The 18,701-nt window shown below is 54.6% G+C and carries 11 protein-coding genes; 7 read left to right on the forward strand and 4 right to left on the reverse strand.

Annotation, left to right across the window (positions count from 1 at the left end):
* Positions 1-2,325, reverse strand: a complete 2,325-nt coding sequence (locus P1X16_RS04370) for an endonuclease (protein WP_277226636.1) — start codon at positions 2,323-2,325, stop codon at positions 1-3.
* 198 nt (positions 2,326-2,523) lie between these two features.
* Positions 2,524-3,036: a fasciclin domain-containing protein gene (locus P1X16_RS04375; RefSeq protein WP_277229454.1), complete on the reverse strand. Its 513-nt coding sequence runs from the start codon at positions 3,034-3,036 to the stop codon at positions 2,524-2,526.
* A gap of 542 nt (positions 3,037-3,578) precedes the next feature.
* Between P1X16_RS04375 and P1X16_RS04380 the strand changes: the two genes are divergently transcribed.
* Entirely contained in the window at positions 3,579-4,670 is a 1,092-nt protein-coding gene (locus P1X16_RS04380; protein WP_277226637.1) for a glycoside hydrolase family 2 TIM barrel-domain containing protein, read from the forward strand.
* A gap of 92 nt (positions 4,671-4,762) precedes the next feature.
* Here P1X16_RS04380 and P1X16_RS04385 read toward each other — a convergent pair whose 3' ends face one another.
* Complete coding sequence (locus P1X16_RS04385) at positions 4,763-5,821, reverse strand: UDP-glucose--hexose-1-phosphate uridylyltransferase (protein ID WP_277226638.1); 1,059 nt, start codon at positions 5,819-5,821, stop codon at positions 4,763-4,765.
* 119 nt (positions 5,822-5,940) lie between these two features.
* Positions 5,941-7,107, reverse strand: coding sequence for a galactokinase (locus tag P1X16_RS04390; protein WP_277226639.1), 1,167 nt, complete (start codon positions 7,105-7,107; stop codon positions 5,941-5,943).
* A 635-nt stretch (positions 7,108-7,742) separates the two neighbouring features.
* Between P1X16_RS04390 and P1X16_RS04395 the strand changes: the two genes are divergently transcribed.
* From P1X16_RS04395 to P1X16_RS04420, 6 genes are all read left to right on the forward strand, one after another.
* Positions 7,743-10,901, forward strand: a complete 3,159-nt coding sequence (locus P1X16_RS04395; RefSeq protein ID WP_277226640.1) for a TonB-dependent receptor — start codon at positions 7,743-7,745, stop codon at positions 10,899-10,901.
* A gap of 44 nt (positions 10,902-10,945) precedes the next feature.
* On the forward strand, positions 10,946-12,493 hold the full coding sequence (locus P1X16_RS04400) for a RagB/SusD family nutrient uptake outer membrane protein (protein ID WP_277226641.1): 1,548 nt from the start codon (positions 10,946-10,948) through the stop codon (positions 12,491-12,493).
* A gap of 134 nt (positions 12,494-12,627) precedes the next feature.
* Complete coding sequence (locus tag P1X16_RS04405) at positions 12,628-14,373, forward strand: family 43 glycosylhydrolase (RefSeq protein WP_277226642.1); 1,746 nt, start codon at positions 12,628-12,630, stop codon at positions 14,371-14,373.
* Positions 14,374-14,908: 535 nt separating this feature from the next.
* Positions 14,909-15,961 (forward strand): aldose epimerase family protein, encoded by a 1,053-nt coding sequence (locus P1X16_RS04410; protein WP_277229456.1) that lies wholly within the window; start codon positions 14,909-14,911, stop codon positions 15,959-15,961.
* Between the two features lie 302 nt (positions 15,962-16,263).
* Positions 16,264-18,000 carry a ribulokinase gene (locus P1X16_RS04415; protein ID WP_277226643.1) on the forward strand — a complete coding sequence of 579 codons (1,737 nt, stop codon included), beginning with the start codon at positions 16,264-16,266 and terminating at the stop codon, positions 17,998-18,000.
* On the forward strand, positions 17,997-18,698 hold the full coding sequence (locus P1X16_RS04420) for an L-ribulose-5-phosphate 4-epimerase (RefSeq protein ID WP_243801302.1): 702 nt from the start codon (positions 17,997-17,999) through the stop codon (positions 18,696-18,698). The genes P1X16_RS04415 and P1X16_RS04420 overlap by 4 nt, the downstream gene beginning before the upstream one ends.
* Positions 18,699-18,701: the final 3 nt, after the last annotated feature.

The following is an 18,701-nucleotide window of genomic DNA, read 5'->3' on the forward strand; positions in this document are numbered from 1 at the left end:
TTACTGCTTCACGGCTACGCGGCTGGTGTAGCGTATGCCGTCTACGGTCACCTGTACAGAATACAAGCCTGCGGGCAGTTGTTGCACATCCAGGGTAGCGGTGTCGGCGCCCGTTAGTTTGCGGGCTTGCGTTAGCACGAGTTGGCCTAGCGCACTGTAGAGGCGTATGTCGGCTGCGTGTTGCCCTCGCAGGCCGGGTACTTGCACTTGCACGGACGTGGTTGCCGGATTCGGGTACACAGCCAAGCCGGTGTTCAGGGGGGCATTCTTCGTAGTGGAGCTAACCAAGCAGGCGGTGCTGCTGTGGCTGCCCAGGTTGGTGTATACGTCGGTGCCGACGGCCTGCCAAGTGCTGGCGCCCACGCTCCAGCGCGCCTCGCCGCGGCCCACGGTGGGCTTGCGTACCAGCGTGTTGTCGGTGGTTGAGCCGCCGCCCGGAATCGTCCAGGTGGTGCCGGGGTCCACGCCCACTACGCCAATAATATCGAGCGTGTCGGAGCCTTCCATCAAGGCAATAGCATCGTCGCCGTTGAAGAAGCCCACCGCCGACTGCAAGTCCGTTTGGGCGAGTACCACCGGCGAAACCACGCCGGTATTGGCTACCACGTACACATCGCCGGGGGCAATGGTGCCCGTTAGCGTTTGGGTGGCGGTTGGGGTTCTGGCCCCGTTGGCGTACAGCTCGATGCGGATGCCCGCCAAGTTGATGGGCGAGGTGGTCGGATTGAAAATCTCCACGGCTTTGGTGTTGGTAGCCGAACCTTCAATGTATTCCGAGAAATACAAATCGGTGCAGGGCGAGCCGGCCGGGGCTTGGTCGTCGTTGAGCAGCGTGAGCGTGTGGGTGGTGGGCGCCACGAGCAGCACCGCCGCATTGCTGGGCGTGCCGAGGCGCAGGCGCACCGTCTCGTTAGGTTCCGGCGTTACGTCGCCCGTCACGGTGATGGTTACGGTTCCCGTTTGCGCAGCCGTGCCCGCCGCAAATGTCAGGGAGCTGGTGTTCAGCGTGAAGTCGGCGGCCGTGGCGGTGGAGTTGACTGCGTCCACGGTTACGGGCACCGTAATGCCACCCGCCGGAATGTTGGCGGCCGTCACATCCACGGTATAGGTAGTAGTGCCCGCATTGCCTTCAACAATAGAGCCGGTGGCCGCTGCAAACCGAACCGAAGGGGGCGTGCCGTCGTCGTTGGTAATGGTCAGGGCGTGCGTCGAGGGGCCGCCGATAGCGCCGCCGTTGCCTACGTTTTGCAGTTGTAGCACTACGGTTTCATCGGCTTCGGCCGTGGCGTCGCCATTCACCGTCACCGTTACCATCTGGCTGGTTTGTCCGGCGGCAAATGTTAGCGTCTGGGGCGAGGTGAACGTGAAGTCAGATGGGCTTATTGCCGTGGAATTGGCAGGATCGAGAACTACTTGCACGGTGAGCGGCGTGCTAGCTGCCGCTGATAGCGTAACTGTGGCCGTGTAGGTGGTAGTACCCGTGTTGCCTTCGGCTATGCTGCCAGTAGCAGCCGTGAAGCTGAAGGTAGGCAACACTTGAAACCCGAAAGCCCGGGCCACCAAGTCGGGATAAGCAATGTAGGGATTGAAATTGCCCTGGCTTTTGGCGGCGCGGCGGTTTCGCTCCCGTTCCCGGGTATCCACTGGGTCGGCCAGATGCCATTGGTAGAGGGTGTTCAAATCGGCTAGCGCCGTGATGGTGTCTTTGCCCGGATCAAACCTCTGCTTCTGGTGCATGGTGTAGAAGTAGAACGCCGCCCGGGCCAAGTTGCCTTTGTGGTCTTCGCGCGGCTCGAACTGCGTGTTCGTGTCCTCGCTCCACTCGTTGATGTTGGCCGTCGGGATGGTGGTCTGGCTTTGCGTGCCCCGCACCCATTTCAGCGTCTGCGCGTCCGGAATTTCCGCAAACGGGTCGGAGCCCCGGTCGGAATTCCAGGTGTCGTACGTCGGAAACAGGTGGTGAATGTCGGAACGCATCCGCACCTCCTCGTTGAACCACGACTGCGGAATGGTATGCTCGCAGTTAATACGCGTCACCACGCCCGGACTAGTGTTGGCGGAGTCGAGGGGCGTAGTCTCGGTGTAGCCGGAGTACACGCACACCACGCTGCCGTTTTGGTTATCAACGTAGTTGTACATCTTGCCGCGCGCCTCGCTGTAGCTGAGAATGGTACGCTGGCCGTCGTACCAATTTTGGCGCAGCCAAACTTTCAGGGGCTGGCCTTGCAACGAAACAGGCGGGGCCGGTGGCATGACTTGCGCTGAAGCGGCAACGCTGCTCAACGTCAGCACTGCCCCTAGCAGTCGAGAGAAAAGGTGTTTCATGTAATGGTGTTGGGCAAAAGGAAGATGTTTGGTAAAGGACGTGATTCTAGCGTACTGGTTGAATAAATAAATTATTATTGAATTGCCTTCTACCGGGGCGCACCACGTCTGTCTGAACACAAAAAAGGCCCGCTTCTGCAGAAACGGGCCTTTTCTAATGGTTCATTCAAACAGCTCACAACCGAGCCATTCAACGATTTACTTGGTCGGCATCAGTACCGCATCAACTACGTGAGTGACACCGTTGCTCGATACCACGTTCGGAATCGTGACGTTGGCTGTGCCGCCTTTGGCGTCGCGCAGCATTACAGAACTGCCTTTGGCCACTACGGTTAAGGTTTCACCTTCTACCGTGGTCAGGGTTTGGCCGTCCTTCAGGTCGGCGGCCATTAAGCGGCCGGGCACTACGTGGTAGGTGAGGATGGTGCTTAGCTTGTCCTTGTTTTCAGGCATTACCAGCGTATTAACAGTGCCAGCGGGCAGCTTCTCAAACGCTGCGTTTGTGGGTGCAAATACCGTGAAAGGACCTGCGCCCTTCAGCGTTTCTACCAAGCCACCAGCTTTTACGGCTCCTACCAGGGTGGTGTGCTCGGCAGAGCTCACCGCATTGTCTACAATGTCTTTGTCAGGGGTCATCATGGCGCCGCCTACCATCACACCGCTTGCACCTGAAGCATCCATGCTAGCCGAAGGGCCGGAGCCCATCTTCATGTTCTTCATGTCTTTGCCTTCGCGGGGCTTGGTGGTAGCTTTCATTTTGCTGCCATCCTTGGCCTTGCCCTTGATCTTCATTTTGCCGTCTTCGTCGGCCTTGGTTTTGGTGACCATCTCACCGTCCTTGACCTTGGTCTTTTCGCCGTCCGACTTGCTTTTAACTTGGTCTTGCGCCAGCGAAGCAGTAGTCGTAGCAACCGAGAAAGCCATTGCCAGAGCCGTGGTAGAGAGGATGTTCTTAAGCATGAGAGGGAGAATTTATGAGAGAAGTCGGATGTAGTGTTTGCTGACTATACGGGCGAAACACAGCAATGGATGTTCGCCAACTGCATTCCGGAATTGCTTGCTTTCACATGACCGAATACGCCGTTTTCAAGCTGTCAGAATCTATTCCCGACAAAATCTAGCTGCTGGCTTTGGGCCGACACAGAGCGGAATGCGCCTTGGTCATTGCGAGGTAAAGCCCAACAGTGTTGTAATGCCTGTTTCTTTCCTCTTACTTCGAGGGCGCATCCACCATCACTATTTCCCACCGCAGTATGAAAAAACTAGTATTCTTCCTGTTGCTGCTCTTGTTTTCGGGCAGCACGCAGGCGCAAAAAACCAAGATCAAAACCAAAGGAACGGTCAGTGCCTCGGCCGGCCAGGTTTGGTCGACCACCAAGGCGTGGGCCTGGTACCGGGAGCATCCCTGGATGTCGGGTGCCAACTTCATTCCTAGCACGGCCATCAACCAGCTGGAAATGTGGCAGGCCGATACGTTTGACCCCACCACCATCGACCGGGAATTGGGCTGGGCCGAGGGCATTGGCTTCAACACCATGCGCGTGTTTCTGCACAGCCTAGCCTGGCAGCAAGACCCCAAGGGCTTCAAGCAGCGCGTCGATACCTACCTCGGCATTGCCGACAAGCACCACATCCAAACCATCTTCGTTTTCTTCGACGATTGTTGGAACAAGACGTCCCAGGTTGGGGTACAGCCCGCGCCCAAAACCGGCATCCACAACTCCGGCTGGCTGCAAGACCCCGGCGACCCTGCCTCCCGCGACTCCGCTACGTTCATCAAGCTCAAGCCCTACGTGCAGGACGTGCTGACCACCTTTAAGGCCGACCGCCGCATTTTGTTGTGGGACTTGTACAACGAGCCGGGCAATTCCGGCAAGCTTGTTTCTTCTATGCCGCTGCTGCGCAATGTATTCAGCTGGGCGCGGGCCGTAAACCCCACGCAGCCCCTAAGTGTAGGCTTATGGGCTTGGGATTATGGCGCGCTCAACTCGTTTCAGGCCCTCAATTCCGACGTCATAACGTATCATAACTACGAGGATGCCGCCATGCACCAGCGCGTAATAGAACTACTCGAAACGCACGACCGTCCCCTGATTTGCACCGAGTACATGGCGCGCACCCGCAACAGCCGTTTTTCTACCATTATGCCCTTGCTGAAAAAGCAAAACGTAGGCGCTATCAACTGGGGCCTGGTCGATGGCAAAACCAACACCAAATACCAGTGGGATACCCCGCTGGCCGACGGCAGTGAGCCCATCGAGTGGTTCCACGAAGTGTTCCACCGCGACGGTACGCCCTATCGCCAAGACGAAATCAACCTCATCAAAAAGCTAAACGGCAAGTAGCAAGCTGTCTGTTTTTAGATACAAAAAGGAGGCCCTGGTATCCAGGGCCTCCTTTTTTGTGATTGTAAATAGTGCCTTGAATTGCAACTAGGCTATTCTTGCTTGGCGGTTTGCTTATAATGCACATCGGGCAAGCTGCGAAGCCGTTCGGCGGCGAATTCCGGCGTCACGTCGCGCTGGGGGTTGCCGAGCATTTCATAGCCCACCATAAACTTGCGCACTGTAGCCGAGCGCAGCAGCGGCGGGAAGAAATGCATGTGGAAGTGCCAGCTTTCGTGCGCCTGCCCGTCGGTGGGGCGCTGGTGCAGCCCGGCCGAGTAGGGGAAGGAAATCTCGAACAGGTTGTCGTAGCGGATTGTAAGCTGGCGCAGAATATCGGCAAAGGCGTCCTTTTCGGCATCGGTAAGCTGCGTAACGTCCTGTACGTGGCGGCGAGGAACCAGCAGCGTCTCGAAGGGCCACACCGCCCAATACGGCACCACGACCACAAAATGCTCGTTTTCGAGCACCACGCGGGTTTGCTCTTTTACCTCAATGGCCAGGTAGTCAGTTAGCAGACTGCGGCCATGCTCGGCAAAGTAAGCGGCCTGCTGCACCGTTTCCTTGGCGGGTTCCACCGGCACTGTGCGCTGCGCCCAGATCTGGCCATGCGGGTGCGGATTGCTGGCGCCCATCGCCTGGCCTTTGTTTTCGAAGATCTGCACGTAGTTGATGTCTGGCCGGCTGCCGAGGGTGGTATACTCGTCGATCCACACGTCCACTACCCGCCGAATGTCGGAAGTTGCCATTTCGGGGAGCGTGAGGTCGTGGCGTGGCGAGAAGCAGATTACCCGACCCACTCCCGATTCGGCTTCGGCGCGGAGCAAGCCCCCCACGTTGATGCTGCCCGCAGGCACATCGGGCACAAGAGCCGCGAAGTCGTTGTCGAAAACGAAGGTACCTTCGTAGGGCGGATTCACGGCGCCGTTGGCTCGGGTGTTGCCGGGGCAGAGGTAGCAGGTAGGGTCGTAAGCGGGGCGTACTTCTGCCGCCGTTTTCTCTTGTTGCCCCTGCCACGGCCGCTTCGAGCGGTGCGGCGACACCAGTATCCATTCCCCGGAAAGCGGGTTGTAGCGACGATGCGGGTGTTCAGCGCTGTTGAATTCAGCCATTGTTGTTGGTTGTGTATGTTCAGTTGGTAGTTATGAGTTGCCAGCCCAAGTTGTCCTTTGCTAGTAGTCGAGTGCTACCTCCGTAGCTGTTCGGCCGCTGGCAAACGGGAACTCACAACTTAGCTTACTACTTCAGGCTGCAGTATATCCACACCTCCGGTGATGGTGGTCTGGTACGTTTCCAGCTCTAGACCCAAGTAGCGCTTATACTCTTCGGTGGCCTTTTGCACGAAGCCCTCGATTTGGTCTACGGCTACCAGGTTGATGGTGCAGCCACCAAAGCCGCCACCCATCATCCGCGAACCATACACGCCGGGTTGTGCTTTCGCAATTTGCACCAGCACGTCTAATTCCTTGCAGCTCACCTCGTAGTCGTCGCGCAGCCCGGCGTGCGACGCGTACATCTCCTGGCCAAAAGCAGCCAAGTCGCCGTCGTTGAGGTGCTGACGCGCGGCCTCCACCCGGAAGTTTTCTTGCACCACGTACATGCACCGCCGATACACTACGTCGCCTAGCTCTTCCCGATGCGCGTTGAGCTGTTCGAGCGTGGCGTCGCGTAGCGAAGCAACTTCGGGGTAGTATTGCTGCAGTATGGTTACACCTTGCTCACACTCCTGGCGGCGTAGGTTGTATTCCGAGCTGGCCAAAGAGTGCTTCACGCCCGTATTGCAGAGCACGATGCCGCAGGCACTGGTATCAAAGGGCAGATACTCGTAGTCGAGGGAGCGGCAGTCGAGCAGCATCACGTGGCCGGGCTGTCCGAAGAGGCTAGCAAACTGGTCCATGAGGCCAGACTGCACGCCGGCAAACTCGTGTTCCGCTTTCTGGGCCATGTGCGCCAGCTCCATGCGGTCTAGGTTGGTGCCCATCAGGTGGTTGAGCGCAAACGCCAACCCACATTCCACCGCCGCCGACGACGACAACCCCGCGCCGATAGGTACATTGCCGCCAAACACGCAGTCGAAGCCCGGCACGGTGAGGCCCCGCTTCTGAAACTGTGCAACCACTCCTTTCAAGTAGTTGGCCCACATAGTCTTGTCGCGCGTTACTTCGGCTAGCTCGGTCTCGTAGCTTTGGTCCAGGTCGTAGGAGTAGAGCCGCGCCGTAGTAGTGCCGTTCAAGCCAACGGCAAAGTAGATTTCCTTATCGATGGCCGCTGGCATCACAAATCCGCCATTGTAGTCGGTATGCTCGCCAATCAGGTTGACGCGCCCCGGAGCCCTTACAAGCAGGGGAGTATGGTTGAATCGGTCCTGGAAAGACTTTGCTACTGATTGATGAAGCATAGCTGGGGGAAAGCGGATGGAAGTTTGATTTGAAATGAGTACGAAAACCCGAGGCTAAAGTAAAAGAAATAAATGCCTAGGCTTTACGAACGAGCTTATAAGAATGGGCTTGACCGCAAAGCCTGTCGGCCGATTAGCCTTCCAGTAGTACTGTGCCCTCACAGCCCAGTAAAGCAGTTCTGAAACCAACAAGTCCTGATAGTCAGGGCCTAGCTACAGTAGCTGTTCAGCTGCTAGTTGGAAAAAGTTAGAAGCGTGGGTCGATTTTGAATCACTAACAAAAAAGCTATTCAGAAAAGTAAGCTTATACCTTTTAGCAAAAGGCTACCCGTGTTTAGTATTTACACAACCGATTATTCATTGAATCTTACCAATAAAATTCCAGAATAAACGGTTATAAGTTAGTTGGTAGTCTGTCTATATTTCCTTAATCTTACCCACTGAAAACGAGAAATTGTATTGCAGCGCTTCAGAAATGGCCTATGATTAGGACTTTTCATTTAAATACTGCAGAATAATCATTCCTTTCACCATAAACCCTCTTTAGCTTACTTTAAAAAACACACAAACGTTTGCGTATCTATTTATGCACAATCGTTTGTGTGAAATACCCATTAATTCCCACAATTTTTCACATGAAAAAGACAGTACCTAAAGTGCGCCGGGCTGCTATTCCGGCTCTGCTCTGCTGCTTGCCGCTGCAGCCTCTTGTGGCGAATGCAGCTACATCAACCACACCCGAAAGCAATTCTATTGCTAGTGCCTCTCAAACCGCAGACGTTACCATAGCTGGGCGAGTAACGGGGACAAATGGCGACCCGCTACCTGGCGTGACGGTCCTCGTAAAAGGCACAACCAATGGAACGTCAACAGGGGGGGACGGTAGTTTTACTATCACAGCTGCCGAGGGCAGTGTGTTGACCTTCAGCTTCGTAGGTTACACCACTAAAGAAGTACCCGTAACTGCTGCTTCCACCAACCTAACGGTTACCCTCGCAGAAGATGTTAAAGCACTGAGCGAGGTTGTAGTAGTAGGCTACCTGACACAAGACCGTCAGAATTTGACTAGTGCTGTAAGTAGCGTAGATACCAAGGAAGCTACCAAAGCGCCTGTGCCAACCCTTTCGCAAGCTCTTCAGGGCCGCGTAGCCGGGGTTCAGGTAGTAGGATCGGGTGCCCCGGGTGCTACTCCTAACATTGCTATTCGGGGTATTGGCAGCCTCAACGCGGGCAGCCAGCCACTCTATGTAATTGATGGATTATGGACGGACAACATTCGTGACCTAAGCCCCAATGATATAGAGTCAGCGACGGTATTGAAAGATGCTTCCTCGACGGCCGTTTATGGTTCGCGCGGAGCAAACGGTGTCGTTCTTATTACCACTAAGCGCGGCCAGGCCGGAGAGCCAAAACTGAGCTTTAACGGTTACACGGGAGTTGAAAGTATTTACAAAAAATACAACTTAACCAACCATAGCCAATGGGCCGACCGGGCAGTGGTAGCTTATACCAATGCGGGCCTGAATCCGATAACGGAGCAGATGGCTGGCGCTGTGAGAGGACCAGGAGGAGCCTATACCGATGCTATTGATACAGATTGGCAAAAAGAATTTTTCCAGACCGGAAGAGTACAGGACTACAATCTAACCTTCTCTGGTGGTAGCAACAGCGGCAAGAATGCAACTAACTTCTTGGTTTCGGGTGGTTATTTCAACCAGGAAGGTATTGTCAAAGGGCCTAAGTTCGAGCGTTATAGCGTCCGCCTGAATTCGGGACTGACCCGTGGCCGGTTGAAAATAAGTGAGAGTGCTCTTCTAACACACATCAATACAACCTTACTCAACGAGGTGCCATTTATTGACGTGCTAACAGAATTGCCCGGTATTGCGGTGTACGACCCAAGAAATGTGGGTGGGTTTGGCTACGGTAGCAACAACTACTTATTCAATTATTCCACCAACCCAATTGGCGCTCAAGAAATCCGTAATCAAACACAGAAGAATAATCGGCTGCAGGGTAGTGTCAACGGTGAGTTTTCGTTTACCGATTTCCTGTCGTATCGGCTGAACTTAGGTCTTGAGGTCCATGACTTCAATGATAAAGATTTCCGCAAGAATGGGTTCATTCGGTTAGGTGAGGCTTCGAATCCTAACAATACCTACTTGTTTGAAAACCGTGGTACAACTACAACCACGATTATTGAAAACACGCTCAACTTCAATAAGCGCTTTGGTGAGCACGGAATTAATGCTGTATTAGGCTACTCTGAGCAGACGTATAACTTCAACAACGCTACAGCCCGAACCACCCTGTTTCTGTCACAGCCGCAATACTTTCCTGTGCTCAGTGCAGGTACTGCATCAACGGGTACTGTAGGCGGAACCGAGGATGAGTACAACAAACGTTCGTATTTCTCGCAGCTGAACTACGACTTCAAAAATCGTTATCTGATTACGGCTAGTTTCCGGCGTGACGGCTCGTCTCGCGTTGACCGGAACAACCAGTATGGCAACTTTGGCGCCGGCTCGATAGGATGGCGTATTAGCGAAGAAGACTTCTTCAAAAACGCACTACCTCAAGTAAGCAACCTGAAGCTGCGGGCCAGCTATGGCGTGAATGGCAATGATAACCTGCCAGGCTCTTATCTCGGCCAAGCTACCGTAAACCAGAATGTCACTTATCCGCTTGGCACTCCCCAGGTTAACGTCAACGGAGCTATTCAATTAGGCCTGGAAAGCGCCAATTTGCGGTGGGAGTCACGCTATACCACTGATATAGGGTTGGATTTAGACTTGTTTGATCGTCGGGTGTCGTTTTCGGCCGACTACTATACTTCTACTACCAAAGACGCCCTCGTAAACCCGCCCCTGCCAGCCTACCTTGGCACCTCCGGTTCGCTTAATCCCTTTACCAACTTAGGCGAGATTCAAAACAAGGGTCTGGAGTTTGCTTTGGGTTACCATGAAAACAGGAAGGCTTTCACGTATGGCGCAGATCTGACGCTAACGACGCTAAAAAACAAAGTACTGAAGCTCTCCGAACTACAGCCTAATGTAGTGGGCCCATTTGGCGTTAGCCGCACCACAGTGGGGCAGCCTATTGGCCGCCTCTACCTAGTAGAGATGCTAGGTATTTTCCAGAGCCAAGAGGAAATCGACAACTACAAGAACGCTGATGGGCGGGTTATTCAGCCTCTAGCCAAGCCCGGCGACGTGAAGTATAAAGACCTGAACGGCGACGGCAGAATCAGTGCCGACACCGACCGTCAGTTTGTAGGTAACCCTTTTCCCGCGCTGCAATACGGTCTCAACCTGACAGCAGCCTACAAGGGGTTTGACTTAAGTGTTTTCTTCCAGGGGGTGACGGGTAACGAGATTTACAACAACACTCGGGCGGCGCTTGACCAATTGAACGGAGTAAATAACTACCGCAGCGACATCGAGCCTTGGTCACCGACTAATCCCTCGAACACCACGCCCCGCTTAGTACAAGGTGGTGGACTAGAGGCCGTAAACAACAACAATCCTATCACAACTCGTTGGGTAGAAGACGGTAGCTACTTACGCCTACGTAATATACAGTTAGGCTATACCTTGCCGAAGGGTCTTGCTAGCCGAGTGCCAGGTTTGGGAAGTGTGCGCGTGTATGTGACTGGCCGCAACGTGTTTACAATAACGGATTACATCGGGTTTGACCCCGAGACAACCGGCCAGGGCGTTTATGGTCCCGGTATCGACAACTCTAGTTACCCGAACGTGCGCGCCTTCACGGGTGGCTTGCAAGTAAACTTCTAATTCGTTGCGGCTTCGTGCTGCATGAGCCCCTCTTTTCTAAAACAATGAAATCATCTAAGCTTTTAATAACGGCTCTAACTGGTGCTCTGTTGGCTGGTGCCAGCAGCTGCAAGGAAGACCTGCTGGATACAGTGAACCCCAACGAGCCTAGTACGGCTCAGTTCTGGCAAACCGAGAGTGATGCTGTGCGTGCTTCCACGGCTCTTTACTCTCCATTGCAATATTTTTCGATCTACAGCTTGAACTGGCATTTTGCTACCGAAGGGCGCTCCGATGAGTCTTGGACCCGCACGCCTGCCCTCGACCTCAACCAGTTTCTAACGTTTCGGCAGGCCAATACCACCGACCGGTCGCAGGTGATGTGGAACGATTACTACCGTGCTATTTTCCGTTGCAACCAAGTGTTGGCTAAGGTGCCTAGCATTACAATGGACGAAACCGTGAAGAAGCGTGTGCTAGCGCAGGCGTACTTCGTGCGGGGCCTTTGCTACTATGACCTAGGGTTACTGTTTGGAAATGTGCCACTTGTAACCACTTTGGCCGATGCCAACACTCGGGTACCGCAAGGCACTATTGAGGAGGTGCAGGCGCAAGTAATCTCTGATCTTCAAGCGGCTAAAGTTGACCTTCCCTTAGCTAGCGAATGGGGGCCCGCTGACAAAGGCCGCGCAACTCGGGGCGCAGCAACGGCTCTGCTAGGCAAGCTCTATATGCAGCAAAAGCAGTGGGCATTGGCTTCTGCGCAATTTGCCGAAGTTATTTCGTCGGGTCAGTATAAGTTGGTGGATAACTACCGCGACAATTTCACGGAGCTCAACGAAAACAACAGCGAGTCGATTTTCGAAATCCAGTTTGAGGGCAGCAGCAAACTGCCTGCAGTAGGAGTAGACATACCCGGTGGTTCAGAAGGTCAGGAACGTTCGCAATTCTGGGGACCTCCCGGTTTTGGCTTTACAGACGTGGAAGTTCGGCCTTGGGTGTTCCGGGAGTATAGCGACCGGACTGTAACAGGAGCCACTGATCCGCGCCGTGACGTTACGATGTACAGTGCAGTGGGTACTCCCGTTGTTTACAACCGCCCCTTCAGTGGTACTGCTAACAATGGTCTGAACATCGACCCCAACCGTTACCTCTGGCGCAAGTATCAAAATGATCCGCGTGCAGGCGGAGCTTTTTTCGAAGACTTCCATTCGGGCATCAACATTCGGGTAATACGCTATGCAGATGTACTGTTGCTACAAGCTGAGGCCTTAAACGAGCAGAACCAGCCTGCCGCCGCCGTTGCGCTTATCAACCAGGTTCGGGCTCGCCCTAGTGTAAACCTAACGCCACTGACAGGCACTTTTACCCGAGAGACGATGCGGATTCAATTACGGCATGAGCGGGTAACAGAGTTGGCAGGTGAAGGTCCGCGTTGGGCTGACCTCAACCGCTACGGATTGCTAGACAACCAAGCTGATGTTAACACACTGGCTCGTGCTGATCATGATCCGGATTTTGCAAACTTCATAGTAGGCAAAAACCGTTTGTTGCCTATTCCTCAGAGTGAAATAGACATTGACCGCAGCATCCAGCAAAATCCTGGTTTCTAAACTATTGAACGACTTAAATCAACAAAACAGCCGCTCCAGGCCGCAATCTGGAGCGGCTGTTTTGCCTTACTTCTTATGGTATGCTTCCAATTGATTGGATAGCTGCCCTGTAGCTCACAGCAACCAGCAGCACTATGTTTCAACATGTTTACACAGCTAAAACAGTTGCCCGGATACACAACGGCCTCTTTAGGCGCAGTACACTGAGCGCTGTTTACGGGCAACTATTGTTGCTACTGCTGCTATTGGCTAGTGTCGGTGCCCCGGCTTATGCTATTCGAGGCAGTGTAGATGCGCACGATCCATCAAGTATCATCAAAGACGGCAACAAATACTGGGTTTTCAGCACTGGGCCCGGCATTCCTAGTAAATACTCCACTGACTTACTGAACTGGACCAGTAGTAGCAGGCCCGTTTTTACTACTGCTACTCAACCTGCATGGATTAATAGCAAGGTGCCCGGGTTCGCAAACGAATATTGGGCGCCAGAGTGCATTTTCATGAATGGAAAGTTTTACCTCTATTATTCCTGCTCCACGTTTGGGTCGCAGGTATCGGGAATAGGAGTAGCGACTAATGTGACGTTGGACCCCGCCAGCCCTAACTACAACTGGGTTGATGAGGGGGAAGTGGTGTCATCTACTGCCACCGGCTCGTCTAATCCCAACGCCATAGACCCGGCCGTATATCGGGATACCAATAATAATGTGTGGTTTATCTACGGTTCTTTCTTCGGAGGAATTCGCACGTTGCAGCTGAATCCAGTTACTGGCAAACCGCTGAACGGTACGCAGACTCAGCAATTCGCCGTAGCGAACGGGGGAGTAGAGGCCGCTTACGTAAAGCAGCGAGGCGGCTACTACTATCTATTCATTAACCGGGGCAACTGCTGCCAGGGCTCCAACAGTACCTACTACATTCAAGTAGGGCGTTCTACTTCACCATCAGGGCCTTTCCTTGATAGAAACGGTGTGGATTTGAACAACAATGGGGGCTCGACGTTATTGAGCACTGCCGGACGTTATGTAGGGCCTGGTCACGCAGGAATATTTGAGGAGAATGGTGTTAGCTATTTTTCGCACCATTACTACGACCTAGACAACTCTGGTCAGGCAAAGCTTGATGTTGCCAAACTGAGCTGGGATGCTACGGAGTGGCCAATTGTGAGTCGAAATTGGTTGAGCCCTGGGCGCTATACTATAAGCAATGCCAATAGTAATTTGTATTGGCAATCAGCCGCTTGTACTGCCGCAGCCGGACAACGCATCATACAAAGCGCGCCCAATGGGCTCGATTGCCAACAGTGGGATTTCACGGTATTGACCAGCGGAACTTATCAGGTAGTTGGCGTTCGGACTGGGCAAGCAGTAGGCACCGAAAACTGTTCTACCTCCAGTGGTGCTCCGTTGCAACTCGAACCAGCGAGTGGGTCCATTTGTCAAGAGTTTCAGTTGGAACGTGCTCATGATGGCACTTTTGTCTTTGGGTTCTTTAATCGGGTGGTAGAGCCCACTGGAAGCTCTACAACTCCTAATTCTCCATTACAGCTAAGTGCCTATAATGCCAGCAGTACCTCGCAACGTTGGACGATAAGTCAAGCAACACCTTTGGCCGCGGCGCCTGGCAAGAAGCTATCCGGTGTCAGCATCTATCCGGTGCCGGCAGAGCACGGAAGCTTTACGGTGGATATGGGTGATAATAAGGCTGCGGAAAAGGTGACGGTTGTTGTGTTCAATCTGCAAGGCCAAGAAGTATATCGGCGAGCAGTTGAGGGGCAAAATGCAAAACTAGTGGTCGAAACCGCGTTGAGGCCAGGCGTGTATCAGGTGCGAGTGCAGCGGAATGGTGGTTATTCCACCCACAAAGTCAGTGTCCTGTAACGTGGCCAACACAAAAAAACCTTGGAAAACGATAGCAGCTGTTACATCGAGTGCATTTGCCAATTTCAGTTTGTAAAGTATTGAGTGGCACCAACCAGTGATGCTAACAGGCAAGGGTTTGTACCGGTGCGAGGAAAGTCAGAAGCAACAAGATAGAGGATATATGCACACAAACGATTGTGTAATAAAAGAAGAATTTCTACTTTACGTACCAAATTGGGCGCTCTATAAGGGGAGAGTTGATTTCATCTATTCAATACACAATTGCATAATGCATTTACGCATTAGAAAAGGCTCTTAACTTGGCGGCGCTCTGCTAACTGGTTTTAGCAGGCAGCCACTCATTGTTGTATCCTTTATTCTTCCTTTCAAACGCCCGCTTCTTTTGCCCATGACAAATTTCAACCGCGCCGGTATACTCGCCGGCAGCATCGCCGCCGGATTAGCACTAGCCGCTTGCAACCAGCAGCCCGCCACTCAAACTGAAGGTAGCACCGCAGCTACTGCCACCGATTCCACCCAAACCACTTCCGCTATGCCCACTGCCACTGCTTTTGGCAAAACCACTGCTGGCGCTGAAGCGCAGCTCTTCACGCTCACCAACGCCCACGGCGTGAAAGCTACCATCACCAACTACGGTGGCACGCTCACCAGCCTGATGGTGCCTGACAAGGCCGGCAAGATGGGCGACGTTATCCTCGGCTTCGATGATGTGAGCGGCTACCAGAGCCCGGAGTTTTTGAAGTCGGGCCCGTATTTCGGGGCGTTGATTGGGCGCTACGGCAACCGCATCAAAGGCGGCAAGTTCACGCTGGATGGCAAAGAGTATACACTGGCTAAAAACAACGGGCCGAACACGCTACACGGTGGTAAGGTAGGGTTCGACAAGGTGATATGGGAAGCCAAGCCCGGCACTTCGGCCGATGGCCAGACGCTAACACTTACTTATAACAGCAAAGACGGCGAAGAAGGCTACCCCGGCAACCTAGCCGTAACGGTGGTGTATACCCTCACCAACGACGATGCCCTGCGCCTCGACTACACGGCTACCACCGACAAGGCCACGCCGGTTAACCTCACCAACCACGCCTACTTCAACCTCAACCACGGTGCAGGCAAAGACATTCTGGGCCACGAAGTGACCCTGCCAGCTGACCGCTACACCGTAGTAGATGCCACTTTGATTCCGACCGGTGAGCTGAAGCCCGTGAAAGGCACGCCTTTCGATTTCACCACGCCCCACACCATTGGCGAGCGAATCGGGCAGGTGCCCGGTGGCTACGACCACAACTGGGTGCTCAACAACCCAAGCGGCATGCACGCCGCCGCTACGGTGTATGATGCTGCTTCGGGCCGCACCATGGAAGTGTCCACCACCGAGCCTGGCGTCCAGTTCTACACCGGCAACTTCCTCGATGGCACCTTGAAAGGCAAGGGCGGTACCGTGTACGGCAAAAATTCTGGTTTCTGCCTGGAAACGCAACACTTCCCCGATTCGCCTAACCAGCCTACGTTCCCAAGCACCATTCTCAAGCCCGGCGACACCCTCAAGTCGACCACGATCTACAAGTTCGGCGTCCGCAAATAAATGGATGACAAAAGAACGTCGTCATGCTGAGCGCAGTCGAAGCATCTCGCGTGCTGATGTCTGATTAGTAATCCAGTGTCAGCACGCGAGATGCGTCGGCTGCGCTCAGCATGACAATGCCTCTGCAACGACACCACGCGAGATGCTTCGACTATGCCTCCGGCTTCGCTCAGCATGACGGAGACGGATACTCTTTAGCAACGTCGGCAAGTGAGATGTTTCGGCTTCTCATTCGGCTGCCCTCAGCATGATGACGTTTTCCACTGCCTCACAGTCCTCACCATTTCACCATTTTATCACTCGTGCAAACTCCTCAAACAGCAACATCCGACCCACAAGCGGCTTACGTCATTGGGGTTGACTACGGCACCGACTCGGTGCGCGCCTTGCTGGTAGATGCCCGCACCGGAGCCGAAGTAGCGCAGGCCGTGCACTACTACGCGCGCTGGAAAAAGCTGGAATTCTGCAACCCCGCCCGCAACCAATTCCGCCAACACCCCCTCGACCATATTGAAGGTCTGGAAGCGACGGTTCGCAAGGTGGTGGCCCATGTGCCCGCTGCGCAAGTGGTAGGTATTGCGGTAGACACCACTGGCTCGACCCCCGGCCCCGTTGACGAGAAGGGCGTTTCACTGGCTCTTACGCCCGGCTTCGAAAACAACCCGAACGCCATGTTCGTGCTCTGGAAAGACCACACGGCCCTCGAAGAAGCTGCCGAAATCAACCTCAAAGCCCGCACCTGGGGCGGCGAAGATTTCACCAAGTTCGAGGGAGGCATCTATTCGTCGGAGTGGTTTTGGGCGAAGATCATGCACGTGGTGCGCGAAGACGAAGCTGTACTCAAAGCCGCGCATTCTTGGCTGGAACACTGCGACTGGCTGACGCTGCTGCTCACGGGCAACGACTTGGCTACGTTCAAGCACAGTCGGTGCGCTGCCGGCCACAAGGCCATGTGGCACGAAAGCTGGGGCGGATTGCCTTCCGAGGAGTTCCTCACGCACTTAGAGCCCAAACTGGCCGGGCTGCGGAGCCGTCTGTTTGAAGAGACCTTCACCGCCGACCAAGTGGCCGGCAACCTCTCTGCCGAGTGGGCCGAGCGCCTTGGCCTGACCACCGACACCGTAGTAGCCGTGGGCAGCTTCGATGCCCACGCCGGCGCGGTAGCGGGGGAGATTGAAGCGTACTCGATGGTGAAAGTAATGGGTACTTCCACCTGTGATATTGTGGTAGCGCCTACCGCCGAAGTGGGTAGCCACCTGGTGGCTGGTATCTGCGGGCAGGTGGATGGCTCCGTGATTCCGGGCATGCTCGGGTTGGAAGCTGGTCAATCGGCTTTCGGGGACTTGCTAGCCTGGTTCCGCCAGATTGTGGAGTGGCCGTTGCACAACGTGCTGCCTCACTCCAAAGTGCTGAATGCCGAGCAGCAAGCCGCCCTACGCGACGAAATGAGCGACATTCTGTTGGTGGAGCTAAGCAAGGCTGCCGCCGCCGTAGACCCCGAAGAGTCGGCAGTGCTGGCCCTGGACTGGGTGAACGGCCGCCGCACGCCCGACGCCAACCAAGGCCTCAAAGGCGCCATGATGAACCTCACGATGGGCACCAACGCGCCGCAAATATTCCGGGCGCTGGTAGAAGCCATCTGCTACGGCTCCAAGCAAATCGTGGAGCGGTTCGAGCAGGAAGGCATTCCGGTGAAGCAAGTAATTGGCATCGGCGGCGTGGCGAAGAAGTCGCAGTTCGTGATGCAGACCCTGGCCGACGTGCTCAATCGGCCAATCAAGATTGCCGTTTCCGAGCAGGCTCCGGCCCTAGGTGCCGCCATTTATGCGGCGGTAGCGGCTGGCGTCCACGCAGATGTACTGACGGCGCAGCGCGCCATGGGCAGCGGTTTTGCTGAAACCTACGAGCCCAACCCGGCCCGCGTAGCCGACTACCAGTCTCGCTACGAGCAGTACCAGGCCTTCGGCAAGTTCGTGGAAACGGTAACCCTGAAAGAAGGCGAAACCACTTCTGAAACCACTTTAGTTGACCACGCATGAGCAGCCAGTATAAGGACCTAAAGCAGTATTGCTACGAAGCCAACATGCAGTTGCCCAAGCTTGGACTGGTGCTGTTCACGTTCGGCAATGCCAGCGTGGTAGACCGCGACAAGGGTGTTTTCGCTATCAAGCCAAGCGGCGTACCCTACGAAAAGCTGAAGCCCGAGGACATCGTCATCGTGGATTACGACAACAACATCGTGGAAGGGGAGAAGCGCCCGTCGTCGGATACCAAAACGCACGCGCTGCTCTTCAAGCAGTGGGAAAGCATTGGCGGCATTGTGCACACGCACTCCACGTATGCCACCGCTTGGGCCCAAACCCAAACCGATATTCCGATCCTCGGTACCACCCACGCCGACCACCTCACCACCGACGTGCCCTGCGCGCCACCCATGGCCGACGAGCTAATCCAGGGCGACTACGAACACCAGACCGGCTGGCAAATCATTCAGGAATTCGAGCGGCGAGGCATTTCGCCCACCGAAGTGGAAATGATTTTGGTTGGCAACCACGCGCCCTTCACCTGGGGTAGCACCGTGGAAAAAGCGGTTTACAACAGCGCTGTGCTCGAGGAAATTGCCCGCTTGGCTTATCTGAGCTGCACGCTGCGCCCCGAAGTACCCCGCTTGAAAGACGCCCTCATTCGCAAGCACTACGAGCGCAAGCACGGCGCAAATTCTTATTACGGTCAGTAACCC

It is taken from the genome of Hymenobacter sp. YC55 (assembly GCF_029433095.1).
Taxonomy (GTDB): domain Bacteria; phylum Bacteroidota; class Bacteroidia; order Cytophagales; family Hymenobacteraceae; genus Hymenobacter.